At 59.9% G+C, this 20044-nt stretch carries 15 protein-coding genes; 12 read left to right on the forward strand and 3 right to left on the reverse strand.

Annotation, left to right across the window (positions count from 1 at the left end; genetic code table 11):
* The first annotated feature begins 293 nt into the window (after window positions 1-293).
* Window positions 294-1766 carry an apolipoprotein N-acyltransferase gene (gene lnt, locus ACPF7Z_RS04205; protein WP_425191911.1) on the forward strand — a complete coding sequence of 491 codons (1473 nt, stop codon included), beginning with the start codon at window positions 294-296 and terminating at the stop codon, window positions 1764-1766.
* 68 nt (window positions 1767-1834) lie between these two features.
* On the opposite strand, the gene ACPF7Z_RS04210 is transcribed toward lnt, so the two are convergent.
* Window positions 1835-2344, reverse strand: coding sequence for a zinc ribbon-containing protein (locus ACPF7Z_RS04210; protein ID WP_425191912.1), 510 nt, complete (start codon window positions 2342-2344; stop codon window positions 1835-1837).
* 271 nt (window positions 2345-2615) lie between these two features.
* Between ACPF7Z_RS04210 and leuS the strand changes: the two genes are divergently transcribed.
* The 3 genes from leuS to holA are packed head-to-tail and all read left to right on the forward strand — an operon-like array spanning window position 2616 to window position 6775.
* A complete protein-coding gene (gene leuS / locus ACPF7Z_RS04215) occupies window positions 2616-5201 on the forward strand; it encodes a leucine--tRNA ligase (RefSeq protein ID WP_425191913.1) in 2586 nt (861 codons plus the stop codon).
* 15 nt (window positions 5202-5216) lie between these two features.
* Window positions 5217-5720, forward strand: a complete 504-nt coding sequence (lptE, locus tag ACPF7Z_RS04220) for an LPS assembly lipoprotein LptE (protein ID WP_425191914.1) — start codon at window positions 5217-5219, stop codon at window positions 5718-5720.
* Window positions 5720-6775, forward strand: a complete 1056-nt coding sequence (gene holA / locus ACPF7Z_RS04225; RefSeq protein ID WP_425191915.1) for a DNA polymerase III subunit delta — start codon at window positions 5720-5722, stop codon at window positions 6773-6775. The genes lptE and holA overlap by 1 nt, the downstream gene beginning before the upstream one ends.
* A 7-nt stretch (window positions 6776-6782) precedes the next feature.
* On the opposite strand, the gene ACPF7Z_RS04230 is transcribed toward holA, so the two are convergent.
* On the reverse strand, window positions 6783-7988 hold the full coding sequence (locus tag ACPF7Z_RS04230) for an MFS transporter (RefSeq protein ID WP_425191916.1): 1206 nt from the start codon (window positions 7986-7988) through the stop codon (window positions 6783-6785).
* A gap of 629 nt (window positions 7989-8617) precedes the next feature.
* On the opposite strand from ACPF7Z_RS04230, the gene hutC reads away from it, so the two are divergent.
* From hutC to ACPF7Z_RS04265, 7 genes are all read left to right on the forward strand, one after another.
* Window positions 8618-9328 carry a histidine utilization repressor gene (gene hutC, locus ACPF7Z_RS04235; protein WP_425191938.1) on the forward strand — a complete coding sequence of 237 codons (711 nt, stop codon included), beginning with the start codon at window positions 8618-8620 and terminating at the stop codon, window positions 9326-9328.
* Between the two features lie 303 nt (window positions 9329-9631).
* Entirely contained in the window at window positions 9632-10843 is a 1212-nt protein-coding gene (hutI, locus tag ACPF7Z_RS04240) for an imidazolonepropionase (protein ID WP_425191917.1), read from the forward strand.
* Entirely contained in the window at window positions 10833-11789 is a 957-nt protein-coding gene (hutG, locus tag ACPF7Z_RS04245; RefSeq protein WP_425191918.1) for a formimidoylglutamase, read from the forward strand. The genes hutI and hutG overlap by 11 nt, the downstream gene beginning before the upstream one ends.
* A gap of 49 nt (window positions 11790-11838) precedes the next feature.
* Complete coding sequence (hutU, locus tag ACPF7Z_RS04250) at window positions 11839-13530, forward strand: urocanate hydratase (RefSeq protein ID WP_425191919.1); 1692 nt, start codon at window positions 11839-11841, stop codon at window positions 13528-13530.
* Complete coding sequence (hutH, locus tag ACPF7Z_RS04255; protein ID WP_425191920.1) at window positions 13530-15068, forward strand: histidine ammonia-lyase; 1539 nt, start codon at window positions 13530-13532, stop codon at window positions 15066-15068. The genes hutU and hutH overlap by 1 nt, the downstream gene beginning before the upstream one ends.
* A 76-nt stretch (window positions 15069-15144) precedes the next feature.
* Window positions 15145-16491 (forward strand): Na+/H+ antiporter family protein, encoded by a 1347-nt coding sequence (locus tag ACPF7Z_RS04260; RefSeq protein ID WP_425191921.1) that lies wholly within the window; start codon window positions 15145-15147, stop codon window positions 16489-16491.
* A gap of 18 nt (window positions 16492-16509) precedes the next feature.
* Complete coding sequence (locus ACPF7Z_RS04265; protein WP_425191922.1) at window positions 16510-17349, forward strand: phytanoyl-CoA dioxygenase family protein; 840 nt, start codon at window positions 16510-16512, stop codon at window positions 17347-17349.
* A gap of 46 nt (window positions 17350-17395) precedes the next feature.
* On the opposite strand, the gene ACPF7Z_RS04270 is transcribed toward ACPF7Z_RS04265, so the two are convergent.
* The gene (locus ACPF7Z_RS04270) at window positions 17396-18337 is read right to left on the reverse strand and encodes a LysR substrate-binding domain-containing protein (protein ID WP_425191923.1); all 942 of its coding nucleotides are present in this window, start codon (window positions 18335-18337) and stop codon (window positions 17396-17398) included.
* Between the two features lie 302 nt (window positions 18338-18639).
* Between ACPF7Z_RS04270 and ACPF7Z_RS04275 the strand changes: the two genes are divergently transcribed.
* Window positions 18640-19983, forward strand: coding sequence for a Na+/H+ antiporter family protein (locus tag ACPF7Z_RS04275; RefSeq protein WP_425191939.1), 1344 nt, complete (start codon window positions 18640-18642; stop codon window positions 19981-19983).
* Window positions 19984-20044: the final 61 nt, after the last annotated feature.

The raw sequence follows: 20044 nt of genomic DNA on the forward strand, positions 1-20044 counted from the left end.
GCGAGCGAAGTCTAGCGCTAAGCCCGCTCCTGCGGGCTAATGCATTCCCCACATCCATGTGGGTCACAAAGCAAAAATTGGCGATAAATCGGCAGGATAGCCGATTTGGGCAGCTCTGCTGCTCGAAGAGCGAGCAACATGGATGTTGCGAGTCCAAGAGCGGAGTTTACGCGGTGTAAATGAGTATCTTGATCGGACTCGCGCACGAGCCAATTTTTAACGCCGTATAGACGAGCGCAGATACTTTTCGGACAAAGCCTAGCAAGCGAGAATCAATAAGGAGTGTCCTCCCCATGCTGTCCTATTCCCGCCCTTGGGTGGGCTACCTGGCTGCGTTGATCGCCGGCGCATTGACCACCCTGACCTTCTCGCCTTTCGAACTCTGGTGGCTAGGACCGGTCGCCGTGGCGCTGGTCTATGTTGGCCTGCATGATCTAACACCGGGTCAAGCGGTCCTGCGAGGGTGGTGTTATGGCGTTGCGCTGTTTGCCACTGGCACCTACTGGATCTACGTCTCGATTCACGACTATGGTTATACCGGCGTACCCTTGGCGGTATTCCTCACGGCCCTGTTTGCCGTCACCTTGGCGCTGTTCTTCGCCATTCCCTTCTGGTTCTATCGCCGTTTCACTGGTCGACGCCTGGCCTTTCTGAGTTTTGCCGGATTCTGGGTACTCATGGAAGTGCTGCGTACCTATCTCTTCACCGGCTTTCCCTGGCTGCTACTGGGCAGCGCTCACGTGGATTCGCCGCTGGCACCTCTTGCCCCCTTGGGGGGCGTCTATCTGCTCAGCCTGGTGACCGCCTTGACCGGCACCCTGGGCGTGGAGTTTCTCAAGCAGCGCTGGTGGGCCATTGCCCCCCTGGTAGCCCTGTGGCTAGCACCGTTCTTGTTACCCCTGCAGTGGACAACGCCTGACGGGACGACAAGGCAAGTCGCCCTGCTGCAAGGCAATCTTCCGCAGCTGATGAAATGGACCGACGAGGGACAGCGCACGGCGGCAAACACCTACGCTGCGTTGACGCGAGCTCAGAGTGACGAAATCGATCTGATCGTCTGGCCAGAAACCGCACTGCCGATGTTCCAGCGTCAGGCCGAACCGATACTCGAGCGAATCCAGGCGACGCTGGCACCGGGTACGACGCTCCTCACCGGTGTCGTTCAGCGCGACGAAGACGGGCGCTATTATAATGCGATCACCGGCGTGGGAGAGGTCGAAGGCGAGTATCGCAAGGAGCACTTGGTGCCCTTCGGTGAATACATGCCGCTGGAAAGCCTGCTGCGTGGCATCATCGCCTTTTTCGATCTGCCCATGTCGAGTTTTTCCTCAGGAGCCTCCGAGCCTGAGCCCATCCGCGCTGCAGGGCTGAGCATCGGCAGTGCGATCTGCTATGAAATCATCTATCCGGACCTGGTCGCCGAACGCGCCAGGCAAGCCGGACTGCTGCTGACCGTCTCCAATGACACCTGGTTCGGTGACTCCATCGGCCCCCTACAGCACATGCAGATGGCACGCTTACGGGCGCTCGAAAACGGGCGTTACGTCCTGCGTGCCACCAGCAATGGCGTCACGGCGATCATCGATCCTCAGGGGAACGTGAACGACCAGGCACCGCGCTTCGAAACGACCAGCATCAGCGGCGAGGTTCGCGCCATGCAAGGGCAGACCCCCTTCACCACGACCGGCAGTTGGCCGACCTGGCTGCTGGCCGCCTTGTTTTTGCTGCCGGGGTTGCGTCGGCACCGCAGCAGGTCCCGCTTCTAACAACGGGACGACGCCATCATCGATGCCGCGGTGATGGCGTACCTTTTCTGGTATTCGTCAGGCTCTCTTCAGGTGCTTGGAGAGCGCTCGAAATAACGATGCTCACATTCACGACAGGGCTCCAGACGCGTGACGCTCTCCAGTACCACCTTGGCACCGCAGTGCACGCAGGCCATCCGCCCAGGAGCGGCAATCTCACCTGCCACGTAATCGGCTCGCGACGCCTCGAGATCGTCATTGAGCTGTTCACGCTCGATGATGCTGCGATCGGCGACGGAAAACAGCGCATCGGTGATCTTGCGCGACAGCACATCAAGGTCGATGCCCAGCCAACTGGCGACTCCGCTGCCTCCAGCGGCAAGATAGCTGCGCAAATCCTTGAGGTCGCGCTCGACCCAGGCGCGTAACAACGCCATCTCGTCCCGGGTGAATTCCTCGAATTCGGCTTCGAATTCCACCGCCTCATCAAGATCCTTCTGCAGATTGTCCCAGGAGAGATCGTCGGCACCATCCTGCATTCGCTCCAGAACACGTTCGTAGGCATCGCGCAGTCGATGCTCTCTGTGTTGTTCGCTCATGACACTCTCCTTCCATCACCTCTATCGTTTAGCGTAGTCGCCACCGGTCACTTGGGCAGCAGTTCGTATATTGGCATGTGAGTGGCCACGGGCAATGGCTTCTTTACCAGGCCTACCTGCCGACGCATGTCTAGGGTAGACTTTGGGCCAGTATAAACGCTGCCAATACCCGCCCGAATACGTGTCTAACATATTGTGTAGGTGCGTATTATCGTCTTGCAGGCGAGACACGGCCAAGCTCACAATTCAAGCAAGGTGCCCCGCGAAAACGATGGATACACAGTATACGCCCGATAGTATCGAACAATCCGCCCAGCAGTTCTGGGACAAGCACCAGTGCTTCAAGGCCATCGAAGACGCGACCCGCGAGAAATTCTACTGCCTGTCGATGTTTCCCTATCCCAGCGGCAAACTCCACATGGGGCATGTGCGCAACTACACCATCGGCGATGTCATCTCCCGCTTTCAGCGCATGCAGGGCAAGAACGTGCTGCAGCCCATGGGCTGGGATGCCTTTGGCATGCCGGCGGAAAACGCGGCGATCAAGAATCGCGTGCCGCCGGGGGAATGGACCTACCAGAACATCGATTACATGCGAGCGCAATTGAAGGCGCTGGGCTTCGCCTACGACTGGAGTCGTGAGTTCGCCACCTGCGACGTCGATTATTACCGCTGGGAGCAGTGGTTCTTCACCAAGCTGGTGGACAAGGGCCTGGTCTACAAGAAGATGGCCACCGTCAACTGGGACCCGGTGGACAACACCGTGCTGGCCAATGAGCAGGTCATCGACGGTCGCGGCTGGCGTTCCGGCGCACCGGTCGAACGCAAGGAAATCCCGCTGTGGTTCCTGAAGATCACCGACTACGCCGATGAGCTTCTTACCGATCTGGACAAGGTCGACTGGCCGGAACAGGTCAAGACCATGCAGCGCAACTGGATCGGCAAGTCTCGGGGCGTGGAGCTGGCCTTTGATGTCGTCGGCCATCGCATCGTCGAAGAGGCGGACGTGCTGCGCGTCTATACCACCCGCCCCGATACCCTGATGGGGGTGACTTACGTCGCTGTCGCCGCCGGCCACCCGCTGGCAAAAGCCGCGGCGGCGGATAATCCCGAGCTCGCAGACTTCCTCGAGGAGTGCAGCCACGGCGGCACCTCGGAAGCGGATCTCGCCACCATGGAAAAACGCGGCATGGACACCGGTTTCAAGGCGGTGCATCCACTGTCAGGTCGCGAGGTACCGGTCTATGTCGCCAACTTCGTGTTGATGGAATACGGCACCGGCGCCGTCATGGCGGTGCCTGCCCACGACCAGCGCGACTGGGAATTCGCCACCAAGTACGGCCTGCCCATCGAACCTGTCATCGCCGATGAAAACGGCCAGGCGCCGGATATCAGCGAAGGCGCCTATAGTGAACATGGTAAATTGATCAATTCCGGCGATTTCGACGGCCTTGAGTTCGACGCGGCCTTCGAGGCCATCGCCGGGCGGCTGGCCGACCAAGGCCATGGTGAAATCAAGACCAATTTCCGTCTGCGGGATTGGGGCGTCGCACGACAGCGCTACTGGGGCGCGCCGATTCCGGTCAAGTATGGGCCCGAGGGCCAGACCGTACCGCTCTCCGATGACGAACTGCCGGTGGCATTGCCCATGGAAGTCGAGGTCGATGCCAGCGGTTCCCCGCTCAAGAAGATGCCGGCGTTTTTTGATCTCGGCGATGGCTGGACCCGGGAGACCGATACCTTCGATACCTTCATGGAATCGAGCTGGTATTACGCCCGCTTCGCCTGCGCCGACAACCTGGAGGCCATGCTCGACGAACGCGCGGACTACTGGCTGCCGGTGGATCTGTATATCGGTGGCATCGAACACGCCATCCTGCATCTGCTTTATGCCCGCTTCTTCCACAAGCTGATGCGGGATTTCGGCCTGGTGAACAGCGACGAGCCCTTCCAGCGCTTGCTGACCCAGGGCATGGTGATCGCCGAGACCTTCTATCGCGAAACCGAAAACGGCGGCAAGGATTGGTTCAATCCGACAGAGGTCGAGGTCAAGCGCGACGACAAGGGCCGGCCCATCAGCGCCGTACTTGACGGCGATGGCCAGCCGGTGAAGATGGGTGGCATCGAGAAGATGTCCAAGTCGAAGAACAACGGCGTCGATCCCCAGGCCATGATCGACCGCTTCGGGGCCGATACCGTGCGCCTGTTCATGATGTTCGCTGCCCCACCAGAGCAGTCCCTGGAATGGTCGGATTCAGGCGTCGAGGGCGCGCATCGCTTCCTCAAGCGGTTGTGGCGGCTGGTCGCCGAGCATATCAATGTCGGCCCCCCCGGCGCCCTCGATACCGACGCCATGAACGATGAGCAACGCACTCTCCGCCGCAAGACTCACGAGACCATCAAGAAGGCCAGTGACGACATTGGCCGGCGCACCACCTTCAACACCGCCATTGCCGCGGTGATGGAGTTGACCAACGAAGTGAGCAGGTTCACGGATACCTCCCCGCTGGGACTTGCGATCGCACGGGAAGCGCTCGAGGCCTGTGTGCTGCTGCTGGCACCGATCACGCCCCACGCCTGCCATGCGCTCTGGTCCGAGCTGGGTCACGAGAAGCCCGTCATCGACGCCGCCTGGCCCGCAATCGACGAGTCGGCCTTGGTCAAGGACAGCATCGAACTGGTGGTCCAGGTCAACGGTAAGCTGCGCGCACGGATCGAGGTGGATACCAACGCCAGCAAGGAAAGCATCGAAGCCCTGGCCATGGACAACGAGAACGTTCAGCGGCATATAGAGGGCAAGACGCTGCGCAAGGTCATCGTCATCCCGGGCAAGCTGGTCAACATCGTCGCCAATTGATACAAGGAGCCGCTCGTGAAGCGCCGTACTTTTCTCGTTCGTTCACTGAGCTTGCTTGCCATGAGCACGACGGGGGTGGCCCTGTCCGGCTGTGGTTTTCAACTCCGTGGCCTCGATCAACAAGCCCTGGGGTTCGATACCCTGGACCTGAACGCTCCCCCCACAGCGTTCACCGATGAGCTCAAGCGCCGTCTCAACAGTGACGGTGTGACGCTAACCGATGACGCCCCCTTGCGTCTCAACGTCGGGAGCACCGAAGTGAAGGACGTCGCTCTGGGCGGTGGTGATCTAAACTATGAAGAAGTGGAATTGAACCTGGCGGTTCCCTTCTCGGTGCAGCGCAGCAGCGACGATGCCTACGTGCTGGATCAGCAAGTCATCGAAGTCGTCACCACCTATCAGGCCAGCGATGGCAACCTGCTGGTACGTGACGACCTGCGGAGCCAGGCCGTGGAAGCCCTTCAGCGCGATGCCATCCGTCAGCTTCTGGAACGACTGAGCGCCCTGGACCGGCTCTGATGAAGGTATTTCCCGACAAGTTATCCGACGCGATCGGCAAGCGCCTGCCACCGGCAATCATCGTCGCCGGCGACGAGCCGCTGATCCACATGGAAGCCTGCGACGCAGTGCGAGCTGCGGCCCGCAAACAAGGCATCGAGGAACGTGAAGTTCTCCATGTGGAGGGCAACTTTCAATGGGGGCGGCTTACCGAATCCGCGGCCAGCATGTCGCTGTTCGCCTCGAGCAAACTGATCGAGCTGCGCCTGGGAGACCAGTCACCCGGCCAGGAAGGCGGCAAGGCCCTCGAGGCCTATGCGGAACAAACCAAGCACAGTGATGACATCCTGCTGATTTCCGCGTCACGGCTGGATTACAAACAGCAGCAAAGCAAATGGTTCAAGGCGCTGGACAAGATCGGCCTGTTCGTACCGGTGTGGCCGGTGGATCATCAGCGCCTGGGTTTCTGGATGCGCGACCGCGCCTCGCGCCACGGCCTACAGCTGGACATGGATGCCGCACGGCTGCTCGGCGAGCGCACCGAGGGTAACCTGCTTGCCGCGGATCAGGAATTGCAGAAACTCGCCCTGATCATGCCGCCTGGTGCCCGACTCAACGCCGAGGCCATTGCCAGCGGTGTCGAGGACAATGCTCGATACGATGTCTTTACGCTTACCGACGCCTGCCTGCGCGGTGAGCGTGAGCGTGCGGTGCGCATCGTGCAGGGATTACGTGGCGAAGGCATCGAAGCGCCGGTGGTGCTCTGGGCACTGACCCGGGAACTGCGCACCCTGCTCTCGCTGCAACAACATCTCGATCAGGGTCAGAGCCTGGAGCATGCCTGCAAGGCCCAGCGCCCGATGATCCCGGACAAGCGCCGACCCAACTACCAGCAGGCGCTGCAACGCCTGCCCCATCGCCGTTTGCACAAGCTATTGCTGTTCTCCCAGCGCATCGATCTGGCCATCAAGGGCGCCGTTACCCTTCCACTGTGGGACGCGCTCAACGACCTGGCCCTGACCCTGGCCGGCGGTCGTGGGCTGCTTGCGGAATCGCCGCTTTCTTACAAAGTGTGAACCGCGCCTATTTGAGCGGCTCGTTCCCTCGGCCCTGACGCTCGCTGAACCAGTACGCCAGTGTCGCCAGCCCGAGTGCGCTCGCCAGCAGGATGAACAGTAGTCGATACTGCTCGCTTGGGACCATTTGCATGGCATCAGCCGTTTCCATCATCCAACCGCTGACGCTTTGAATCAGCGCGACGCCAACAAAGCTCATCGCCGTCAGAAACGCCATCCCCCGGCCGTGATAGGCCGGCGCCAGGAAGCTACGGCAGTGAGACATCAATAGCGGGTAGTTGAACCCGAAAAGCCCCACTGCAACGAAGCACCACATCGCAAAGTAAGGCCCTTCGGAGGGAAAGATTGCCAGCAATGACAAGGGAACCAGAGTCAATATCGAGGTGACGATCACCAGTCGCCGGGTATTCTGCAACCACCTGTCCAGCACTCCCAGCATGAAGGTGCCGACACCCAGCGCAATCGACATCGCCAGAATGATATTGCCCCGTTCGCCGGTATCCAGTTGGAATACTTCGGCCAGGTAAGGGCCGCTCCAGAGCCCACGAATAGCCATCAACACCGCATAGCTGGCCAGAAACATCGGGATGATCGGCCACAATCCGCGAATCGTCGTGACGCGTGCCATTCCTCGCAACATCACTTTCAGCGAATAATTCACGCTATCAGGCCGATCCGGCTTCAATCCCAGCAAGCAGCAGCTCGCCGCCAGTGCTGCCAGCACCATGACGAGCAGCAACGCAGACCGCCATCCCAACCATTCGGTTACCATGGCCAACGGGGTGGTTCCAAGTAGATCGCCAGTGCTGCCGATCGCGATCACCAGTGCGGTGAAGTAGGCAAAACGTTCGGGTGAATAATGGCGACCGATAAACAGCATCGTTCCGGTGAATATCGGCGCACAGCCGACGCCGATCAACACCTGCCCGACAAAGGCAAGCGAGGAGGATTCAGCCATCGAAAAGAGTACCGTGCCCAGTACCGCCAACCACATGAACAGGCCGATGCTCAGCCGCGCACCAAGCCGATCCAGCGCCAGCCCCGAGGGTATCTGAGCGACGGCAAAGCTGATGAAGAAGGTCGACGACAATAGCCCCAGACCACTTTCGCCGATGGCCAGATCCGCCGAGATTTCCGGCGCGATCACCGAGATCATGCCACGATAAAACAGGCTGATCGCGTAAGCGAAACAGAGTATCAACAAGTCACGCATGCGGGTGTATCCATCGGCAGAAATTGAACCCTCATGCTTAGAGGGTGTTTACAAAACAGGCGAACGAAGGCAAGACAAGGCGAAATTGAATGAGAAAGCGCAGTTTACGTAGTGTAAATGAGTATTTTGAGTTTAATTTCAACGATGTATTGCCGAGTGCAGGCATTTTGTAAACACCCTCTTAAGGGCGGTTTACTTTCCGAACGAGCTTAGCGTAGCTGCCGCCACGATTCAGCCGCCGCTTGAGCTTTAAAACCATGCGAGGCGGCCTACTCGCCAAGCCATCGCGCGGGGTGCTGGCAGGCCCGGCACCGGGTAGACTAGGGCCTGTTGACGTTTCATTCACGGCCGCGCTGGCGCCAGTTTTTATTCGGGGCAAGGCAGGAGGAGAGAAATTTGGTTATTCCAAATGAACGACGACTAACGCAGCAGCGGATAAAAACTGGCCCAGCCCTTCGGGTTGCGCAGCAAAAAGCGCCATTCTGCGTTGCGAAACGTGAAAAGGGAATAACCCTTCCCTGCGCTTCGCGCCTTGACTGACACTTTTTGATGCAGCAACGCGGTTCGCGATGAAACGTCAACAGGCCCTAGGCAACACTCTCTTCCTGGCGAAAGGACTCACGCAGACCATGGGCAGTACTTCCCCACTCTATCTGCAAATTCAGCAACATCTGCTGGAAAGGATGTCCAATGGCGACTATCCGGTGCACCATCAGATTCCACCCGAGGAGCAGTTGGCTCGTGATTTCGGCGTCAGCCGCATGACCGCCAACAAGGCGATCCGCGATCTGGTGCAGCAAGGGTATCTGGTTCGCCAGCCGGGACTGGGTACCTTCGTCACCGATCGCAAGGCAGAATCCTCGTTGCTCGACGTCACCAACATTGCCGAGGAAGTACGCAGTCGCGACCATGTCTATCGCAACGAGGTGCTGATCAGCGAGGCCATCGAGGCCGATGATGAAGTGGCGCTACGCCTGGGCGTTCGTCTAGGCACCCGTGTCTTTCATACATTGCTGGTACATTTCGAGAACGACGTGCCGATCCAGCTCGAGAACCGCTTCGTCAATCCGCGCTGGGTACCCCACTATCTCGATACCGATTTCTCGCTACGGACACCCAACGAGGTGCTGGTTGCGGCAAGTCCGATCACTGACATCGAGCATATCGTCGAGGCGGTACTCCCGGACATCCAGATCGCGGAGTGGCTTGCCATCGAAAGCGGCACCCCTTGCCTGCAGATGACCCGACGTACCTGGTCCAGCGATCAACTGATCAGCTATGCCCGCCTGACGCACCCCGGCGACCGCTACAAACTGCGTTCCTCGGTGCATAGGAAATAGCCCACCAAGCGCCATCTATTCTCCAACCCATTACCTTTCTTTCCCGTATCGTTCTTGATATTTATTGTATATACAGTTGATATCATTCAACCCTCCGGCCATCGCCCAGCCCAGCGCCTACCCGACCAAAGTCTAGCTCTTGTCGTTTTAAGAATATAAATTTATATAGATCAAATAGTTAATCAATTGCAGTAGATTTTTCCAGCGATTACCAAGATAACCAATCGCCGCGGTACTTGACGCTGAAACCGGCACCCTTTAAATGTATATACAATAACTCGACACTCCACGGGGCCAGTCACCATGACCAACGTGACCAGGCTTTTCTGGCAAGACACGACGGTATTCGATGGCACGCAGGAATTGCCGGAGCCAATGGCCGTCCTGGTACGCGATGGCCGTATCGAGGCACTCCAGCCAATGAAGGCATTCGAAGCTACCGCCGTCGAGGGTTACACCCTGGCCGGCAGCGGCGGAGTGATGACGCCAGGGCTGGTGGACTGCCATACCCATCTGGTCTTCGGCGGCAATCGTGCCGACGAGTTCGAAATGCGCTTGGAAGGCGCCAGCTACGAGGAAATCGCCAAGGCCGGCGGCGGCATTCTCAGCACCGTGCGCGCCACCCGGGAGGCCAGCGAGGAAGCGCTCTTCGACAAAGCCCTGCCACGGCTGCAGGCATTGATCGACGACGGCGTGACCACCGTGGAGATCAAGTCCGGCTACGGGCTGAACGTTGCAGACGAACTCAAGATGCTACGGGTTGCCCGGCGTCTTGGCGAAGCACTGCCGGTCCGGGTCGTCACCACCCTGCTCGGCGCCCATGCCCTGCCGCCGGAATATGAAGGCAATAGCGACGCCTACATCGATCTGGTCTGCAACGAGATGATCCCGGCCGCTGTTGCAGAAAACCTTGTCGACATGGTTGATGTCTTCTGCGAGAAGATCGCCTTCTCCGTGGCTCAGTGCGAGCGTGTGTTTCAGGCTGCCCAGGCTCATAACCTGTCCATCAAAGCCCACGCGGAACAGCTTTCCAACCTGGGCGGCACCGCCATGGCGGCAAGCTACGGCGCGCTCTCCGTGGATCATATCGAATATCTGGACGACGCGGGCATTGCGGCCCTGCGCCAGGCCGGCAGCGTCGCCGTCATCTTGCCCGGCGCCTTTCATACCCTGCGCGAGACGCAGTTGCCGCCCATCCAGGCGTTGCGCGACGCCGGCGTGCCCATGGCCGTCGCCACGGACTGTAACCCGGGCAGCTCACCGCTGTTCATGCCGAGCCTGATGCTCAACTTCGCCTGCACCCTGTTTCGTTTGACGCCCCGGGAGGCGTTGGCCGGCCTCACCGCTCACGGTGCCCAGGCACTGGGCCAAAATGAATTGGGACGCATCGCGGAGGGCGCTATCGCCGATCTGTGCGTGTGGAACATCCAGCGTCCCGCGGAGCTAGCCTATGCGGTGCAGCCCGGTCGGCTGCGTCAGCGCCTGTTCCAGGGAAAGCTCTCTCATGGCTACTGAGAACATCGATATGTCTTTCTGGACCGGACGCACCGACCCGGAAGCCAACAGCGAGCGTTGGCACCAGCGTATCCGGCCTATAGATCAAGCTGATGACAAGGGCGTCGCCCTGCTCGGCTTCGCCTCGGATGCAGGAGTCAAGCGCAACCAAGGCCGCGTCGGCGCCGCCAAGGGGCCGGAAGCGATCCGCCGCGCCCTGGCGCCGCTGGCCTGGCACCGCCAGGGCCCGGCCTTCGATGCCGGCGATGTGGTGTGCCAAGGCGATGCCCTGGAAGAGGCCCAGCAGCGTCTCGGTGAGCGTGTTGCCGGATTACTCGATGATGGCCATTTTCCGGTGGTGCTGGGCGGCGGCCATGAAATCGCCTTCGGTAGCTGGCAAGGCCTCGCGCGTCATGTGGAAGCGCAAGGCAGCAAGCACGACTGGCCACCGCGAATCGGCATCGTCAACCTGGATGCGCATTTCGACCTGCGAGATCCGCGCCATGTGCGCTCTTCCGGCACTCCCTTTTCCCAGATCGCCGAGCAATGCGAACAACGTGGCTGGCCGTTCAGGTACGCCTGCCTGGGCGTCAGCCGGGCCAGCAACACCCGCAACCTGTTCCAACGCGCCGAGGATCTCCAGGTGCTGGTGCGCGAAGACCGCGAGTTCATCGCCGTGCATCTCGAGAGCATCACCCGGGACCTGGAGCGTTTCGTCACGCGCTGTGAGCACATCTACCTGACCATCGATCTCGACGTATTGCCGGCGAGCGAAGCGCCGGGCGTCAGCGCGCCCGCCGCCCGTGGCGTGTCGCTGTCCCAGCTCGAACCGCTGATCGACTTGATCCGCGACAGCGGCAAGCTTCGGCTCGCGGATATCGCCGAGCTCAACCCGGATTTCGATATCGACAATCGCACCGCCAAGGTGGCGGCGCGACTCGTTCATCAACTGACCCTGAACGGCTGAAGCAGTACTGCGGCCGGTAGCCCACTTTTAACTATTGAGGACCATAAGCATGTCCATCGACGACAAGCGCCACGACCCCAGTCGCAAGATCGCCGCTCCCACCGGCACCGAGCTTTCCTGCAAGAGCTGGCTCACCGAGGCGCCAATGCGCATGCTGATGAACAATCTGCATCCGGATGTCGCCGAGCGCCCGGAGGATCTGGTGGTCTACGGCGGCATCGGTCGCGCCGCCCGGGACTGGGAATGCTATGACAAGATCATCGAGACCCTCCAGCGTCTGGAAGATCATCAGACCCTGCTGATCCAGTCCGGCAAGCCGGTGGGCGTGTTCGAGACCCACAAGGACGCCCCGCGGGTGCTGATCGCCAACTCCAACCTGGTCCCCGCTTGGGCCAACTGGGAGCATTTCAACGAGCTGGATCGCAAGGGCCTGATGATGTACGGCCAGATGACCGCCGGCTCCTGGATCTACATCGCCTCCCAGGGCATCGTCCAGGGCACCTACGAGACCTTCGTCGAGGCCGGTCGCCAGCACTATGACGGCAACCTCACGGGCCGCTGGATTCTCACCGCGGGTCTTGGCGGCATGGGCGGTGCCCAGCCCCTGGCGGCAAGCATGGCCGGGGCCTGTTCGCTGAACATCGAGTGTCAGCAATCCCGCATCGACTTCCGCCTGCGTACCCGCTATCTCGACGAGCAGGCGGATGATCTCGACGACGCCCTGGCCCGCATCGAGAAGTACACCAAGGAAGGCCAGGCGGTCTCCATCGGCCTGTGCGCCAACGCTGCGGATGTACTCCCCGAACTCGTGCGCCGTGGAATAAAGCCGGATATGGTCACGGACCAGACCAGCGCCCACGACCCGCTGCACGGCTACCTGCCTTCCGGCTGGGCCTGGGACGACTACATGAGTCGCGGCAAGACAGAGGCCGCGGCGGTGATCAAGGCCGCCAAGCAATCCATGGCGGTGCACGTTCAGGCCATGCTCGACTTCCAGAAGATGGGCATCCCGACCTTCGACTACGGCAACAACATCCGCCAGATGGCTCAGGACGAAGGTGTGGCGAATGCCTTCGACTTCCCCGGCTTCGTACCGGCCTACATCCGCCCGCTGTTCTGCCAGGGCATCGGCCCCTTCCGCTGGGCGGCGCTGTCCGGCGACCCGGAGGATATCTACAAGACCGATGCCAAGGTCAAGGAATTGATCCCGGACGACCCGCACCTGCACAACTGGCTGGACATGGCTCGGGAGCGTATCTCCTTTCAGGGGCTTCCCGCACGCATCTGCTGGATCGGCCTCAGGGATCGCGCCCGCCTCGGCCAGGCCTTCAACGAGATGGTCAAGAACGGCGAGCTCAAGGCGCCGGTGGTGATCGGCCGCGATCACCTGGATTCGGGTTCGGTAGCCAGCCCCAACCGCGAGACCGAAAGCATGCGCGACGGCTCCGACGCCGTCTCCGACTGGCCGCTGCTCAACGCCCTGCTGAATACCGCCGGCGGTGCCACCTGGGTGTCGCTGCATCACGGCGGCGGCGTGGGCATGGGTTATTCCCAGCACGCCGGAGTGGTGATCGTCTGCGACGGCAGCGATGACGCCCACGCTCGAATTGGCCGGGTGCTGCGCAACGATCCGGGAACCGGGGTGATGCGCCATGCGGATGCAGGCTACGACATCGCCATCGAGTCCGCTAAGGAAAACGGTCTCGACCTGCCGATGATCAACGATCGTGGAGGCAAGTGATGAATCGTCTGGAAATCTCTCCCGGCAACATGACCCTGGCGCAGATGCGGAAGGTGTTCGAGGCGCCGGTTCAGGTCAGCTTGCCGGATAGCGCCAACGCGGCCATCCAGCGCAGCGTCGATTGCGTCAATCAAGTGCTGGAGGAAGACCGCACCGTTTACGGCATCAATACCGGCTTCGGCCTGCTGGCCCAGACCCGCATCGAGAAGGATCAGCTCGAGAACCTGCAGCGCTCCCTGGTGCTTTCTCATGCCACCGGTGTCGGCGACCCCATTGACGATGCCCTGGTACGCCTGATCATGGTACTCAAGGTCAATGCCCTGGCGCGTGGTTTCTCGGGGATTCGCCGCGAGGTGCTGGACGCGTTGATCGCGCTGATCAATGCCGAGGTCTACCCGCGCATCCCGCTCAAGGGCTCCGTGGGCGCCTCCGGCGATCTGGCGCCACTGGCGCATATGAGCGCCCTACTGCTGGGCGAAGGCCAGGCGCGTCATCAAGGCGAGTGGCTGCCCGCTCGTCAGGCCCTGGAAGTGGCCGGCCTGACACCGCTGGCACTGGCGCCCAAGGAAGGCCTGGCACTGCTCAATGGCACCCAGGTGTCCACCGTCTATGCTCTGCGCGGACTGTTCGAGGCGGAAGACCTTTACGCCGCCGCCACTGTGTGCGGCGCCCTGACCGTGGAAGCAACGCTCAGCTCGCGTTCACCTTTCGATGCGCGCATCCACGAGGCGCGCGGTCAGCAGGGCCAGATCGACGCCGCTAGCGCCTATCGTCACCTGCTGGGGGAACGCAGCGTGGTCAGCGATTCGCATATCGATTGCGGCAAGGTGCAGGACCCCTATTCCCTGCGCTGCCAGCCCCAGGTGATGGGCGCCTGCCTGGGCCAGATACGCCAGGTCGCCACGGTGCTGGAAGTCGAAGCCAACGCGGTATCCGACAACCCGCTGGTGTTCGCCGAGGAAGGCGACATCATCTCCGGTGGCAACTTCCACGCCGAACCGGTGGCCATGGCCGCGGACAACCTGGCATTGGCCATCGCCGAAATCGGCTCGCTGACCGAGCGGCGCATCTCGCTGATGATGGACAAGAACATGTCCCAGTTGCCGCCCTTCCTGGTGGAAAAAGGCGGTGTCAATTCCGGCTTCATGATTGCCCAGGTGACGGCGGCCGCCTTGGCCAGCGAGAACAAGGCCCTGGCGCATCCGCATAGCGTCGATAGCCTGCCCACCTCCGCCAACCAGGAGGACCATGTCTCCATGGCCCCGGCCGCCGGCAAGCGCCTGTGGGAAATGGCCGCCAATGTGCGCGGCACCGTCGCCATCGAATGGTTGGCCGCCTGCCAGGGGCTGGATTTCCGCGAAGGGCTCACCACCACCGAGCCACTGGAAACGGCGCGTCATGCGCTGCGTGAGCGAGTGCGCTACTACGACAAGGATCGCTTCTTCGCCCCGGACATCGACGCCGCCACCGCGCTGCTGGAAGAGCGCACCTTGAGCGGCTTGATACCGGCGTCGCTCTTGCCGAGTCGATCGGCATAAGGTAAATAAAGACCCCGCGTCATCCTGACGCTGCAATCCCCCATGTCCCGACAATCACAACACATAAGGGAAACAGATGAATGCAATCATACTCGCCGTTCTGATCATGGTGACCCTGAGCCTGATGCGGGTCTCCGTGGTGTTCGCCCTGATCGCCGCCGCTGTCATTGGCGGCCTCTATGCCGGCCTGCCCGCCGGTGAGATCGTCACGGCCTTCAACGATGGCCTGGGCGGTGGCGCCCCGGTGGCGCTGGCCTACGCGACCCTGGGCGCCTTCGCGGTGATGCTGTCGCGCTCCGGCATCACCCAGCGTCTCTCAGCCCGAATCATCGATACCTTTCAGGGCAGCGAACAGACCCAATCCCACATGCGCATGGTCACCTGGGGCCTGTTCGCCAGCCTGATCCTGGCCGGCTTTGCCTCGGGCACGATCATTCCGGTGCATATCGCCTTCATTCCCATTCTGGTGCCGCCGCTGCTGGTGGTCATGAATCACCTGCAGCTCGACCGTCGCGCCGTGGCCTGCGCCATCACCTTCAGCATCACGGTGATGTACATGACCACGCCGATCGGCTTCGGCACCATCTTTCTCAACGACATCCTGATGGGCAACATCAACGAGGCCGGGCAAGCGCTCGACTTCCAGATCGAGCGCGACGCTCCGCCCAAGGCGATGATCATTCCGGCCCTGGGCATGGTGCTGGGGCTCGTCATTGCCATCTTCATCAGCTACCGCAAGAAGCGTCGCTACGAGGATCGCCCCATCGACGGCCAGGCGGAAAACAAGCAGCAACCCGCCAAGCTCCGAAGCTGGCAACTGGGCATCATCATCGCCGCCCTGGTGGTTGCCCTGGTCATACAACTCTGGAGCGGCTCGATGATCTTCGGCGGCCTGGCCGGCTTCGCGCTGCTCTCGTTCAGCGGCATCGTTCGCTGGGACGAGCAGGACAGCGTCTTCACCCAGGGCATGCGCCTGATGGCCATGGTGGGATTCATCATGATCGCCGCCGCCGGCTTCGCCGGGGTGATGAAGGCGACCGGCGAGATTCCCGACCTGGTGCAAAGCTCCGTGGCGTTGATAGGCGACAGTCGCGCCCTGGCGGCCTTGGTGATGCTGCTGGTCGGGCTGTTCATCACCATGGGCATTGGCTCATCCTTCGCCACCATCCCAATCATTGCCTCGATCTACGTACCAATGTGCCTGAGCTTCGGCTTCTCGGCACTGGCCACCACCGCCCTGGTGGGCACCGCCGCGGCGCTGGGGGATGCCGGTTCGCCCGCCTCGGACTCGACCCTGGGCCCCACCGCTGGCCTGGATGCCGACCACCAGCACGACCATATCTGGGATACGGTGGTACCGACCTTCCTGCACTTCAATATTCCGCTGATCGTCTTTGGCTGGCTAGCGGCCATGACACTCTGACATCGAGGAGACAACACCATGACTCAGAGCTCCAATATCGATTCCCTCGTTACCCCCGAGATCGTCGAGGCCTATGCGCGGGATGGCGCCGTGTGCATTCGCGGGCTGTTTCGTCAGAACCAGATCGACGAGTTGACCCAGGGCATCGAAGAGAATCTGCGCAACCCCAGCCCACGCGCCAAGGTAGCCAGTGAGCCGGATGATCCAGGGTGGTTCTTCGAGGACTTCTGTAACTGGCAGGACATCGCGGCATACCGGCAATTCATTTTCGACTCCGCCGTCGGCGAAGTGGCGGCTCGGCTGATGCAGAGCCAGCAGGCGCGCCTGTACCACGACCATCTGCTGGTCAAGGAGCCGGGCACCCGCCAGCGCACCCCCTGGCATCAGGACCAGCCCTACTACAACGTGGAAGGCCACCAGAACGTCAGCATGTGGTTGCCGGTCGACCCGGTGTCTCGCGATGCCACCCTGGAATTCGTCGCCGGCTCCCACAAGGGCCCCTGGCTGATGCCGCGAACCTTCATGGATAACCAGGCCAAGTGGTTTCCCGAAGGCAGCCTCGACGACCTGCCGGACATCGAGGCCAATCGTGATGATTACAAGATCCTCGGCTGGGCGCTGGAGCCCGGGGATGCGGTGTTCTTCAACATGCTGACGCTGCATGCCTCGGCGGGTGTCGATGGTAATCAGCGCCGCCGCGCCTTCTCGGTACGCTTTCTCGGCGACGACATGGTGCACGCGCCGCGCCACTGGACGACCTCGCCCCCATTTCCCGGTCTTGAAAAGGAACTGGCGACGGGAGCCCCCATGGATCATCCGCTGTTTCCGCTGCTGACCGGCACGCCCCGCGCCGCTTGATGACCACTGCTCTCCAGCCCATTGCTGGAGAGCAGTGATGTCTTCGTCATCGCAATGCCGCAAAGAGCGCTTCCGTTGCAACCGACTGGTTCTTTCCTTGAGAAATAATCCAGCGATGGAACCGACGACAATGCGCACTATCGAATACACGATTCGACCAAGTCAAATAGTAAGATGACGGTAATGATAACGGCGACAAAAAGGGGGCTATCAACCTTCCTTTCTCCAAATATCGGCCAACCATTGCATATTGCGCCAGCACGAAACCTTGCCCGTCAATTGCCGCCTGAATTGCCATGGCGGATAGCGAATAAGACCGATAGCTGTCGTTGATATTACAATTCTCCACCCCTTGATATCTGAACCAGTCCTGCCAGGAAGGTGGCGATGAAAACTTGGGTAACCAATCGATGGATAGCAACGGGTATTGCAGAATATCCTCAGGCTTTTTTAGGGTCATTTTCTCGGTCAATAGTGCTGGACTACATACCGAAAAGACACAGTCTCGAAAAAGTTCCGCCGAGTTTTCCGCCTCTCTCGCCCTATCACTATAGGTAACCCGGAAGTCGACTTCATTATGGCCGGGTGACGGTTCAGCATGACTGCCATCCAGGTGCATGTTGAGCGTTGGGTTTTGATGATGCCAGTCATCGGTAAGCGGACAAAGCCACGTCGACAGAAGTGACGGTAAGGCGCTTATTTTCAAGCTGTTTTCATTTTTTACGCATTTGGCTTCAGCGCTGGCAACTCTCAGGTTTTCAAAAGCCTTGCTACAGCTTTCATGATACTTTTCACCCGCCTGAGTCAGTCTGATTTTCCGACCGTCTTTTTCAATCAATCGCAGGTCCAAAGAATCCTCAAGCAGCTTCATCTGTTGGCTTACTGCAGCAGGTGATATCGCCAAGCGTCGTGCCGCTTCAGCAATGCTGACATAGCGCCCGACCGCTTCGAAAACCTGTAATGCGCGCAGGGGAGGAAGATTGTTCATCATCGCTCCTTTAGGTCAATGTTTAGCCATTCTAAACAATCCAAGGGCGTTTCTAAATTTTATTTTTTCATCAAGATTCTATACTGAAAACGCAATGAAAAAAGCAAAAAAACAGCGTGGTTAAACAACCGATTTACCAAAAAAATTATATCCCACCGATTACCTAGACCAACAACACAAAAGGTAACCTGATGAAAACAGAATCGTGGAGTTCATCCGCTCTAAATTCGAAAAACATCACCTCGGCAGCAGTGATAGTAACAACGGTATCTCTATCGCTGTTATTGCTGTTTCTCACGAATATCAATGCCATTGTACTTGCCGTGGGCATCATGGTGACACTGAGCATGCTGCGCGTCTCCGTAGTGCTTGCCTTGATTCTCTCCGCCATCATCGGCGGTGTTTATGCCGGCATGCCGGTGGCATCGATAGTCGAAGAATTCAACGACGGCCTCGGCAGTGGAGCGCCGATAGCGCTGGCCCTGGCGACATTGGGCGCTTTCGCCGTCGCGCTTTCGCGAGCCGGTATCGCCACCTACATATCATCGCGAATGCTCAACCTGGTCGGCAGTCATGATAGTCCCCGCAATATCGAGAAGACGAAGTGGGGAATCTATTTGCTATTGGTACTGATCAGTGTCGCATCCGGCACCATCGTCCCGGTACACATTGCCTTCATTCCTCTTCTCATCCCGCCCATGCTCCTCGTCTTCAACAAGATGGAACTCGACCGTCGCATCATCGCCTGCGTCATCTGTTTTGGTATCGTTGCGAAATACATGGTCTTTCCGGTGGGTTACGGTGCCATCTACCTGAACGATATCCTTGTCTACAGCATCAATGAGGCGGGTGAAAATCTAGGGTTTTCGATTACGCGCGACATGGCGCCTCAGGCCATGATCATCCCTGTTGTTGGCATGCTGGTAGGCCTCCTGGTCGCCATCTTGTTCACCTACAGGAAAAAACGCGCCTATTCGGACGCCCCCATCAAAGCCGAAGAGGAAAAGGAAGAGAAAGAAAAAACGCTAAAACCGTTGCAGAAGATTCTGATCCTTGCGGCCATTGTTTCAACTCTGGTCGTCCAGGTGATGACGGGGTCCATGGTGTTCGGGGGCATGGTGGGCTTTTCCATTCTCGCCCTCAGTGGCGTGATGAAGTGGAGCGAGCAGGACACCATTTTCGATAACGGCATGCGCATGATGGCCATGGTGGGCTTCATCATGGTTGCCGCAGCCGGCTTTGCTGCCGTGATGCGGGCTACCGGGGAGGTTCCTCTGCTGGTCCAGCAAGCCGTGGCATTGATCGGCGATAGTCGTGCACTGGCCGCCCTTTCCATGTTGCTTGTCGGGCTGATCATTACCATGGGCATCGGTTCTTCCTTTTCCACCGTGCCGATCATCGCGGCGATATTCGTCCCCCTGGGTCTGGAATATGGCTTTTCCGCCATGGCCATCATTGCGCTGATCGGCACCGCCGGTGCGCTCGGCGATGCTGGTTCACCGGTTTCCGACTCCACCCTGGGGCCCACCGCGGGTCTCAATGTCGACAGGCAGCATGACCATATCTGGGACACGGTGGTACCCACCTTCATTCACTTCAATATTCCCCTGATCATTTTTGGCTGGATTGCCGCGATGGTGTTGTGAGGCGCTCCGGTGCCGCCAACCGCCAGCAAAACCGGGATATCCCGATCAAAAAAGGAAGAAC

This window comes from Halomonas sp. GXIMD04776, from assembly GCF_049808615.1.
Lineage (GTDB): Bacteria > Pseudomonadota > Gammaproteobacteria > Pseudomonadales > Halomonadaceae > Modicisalibacter.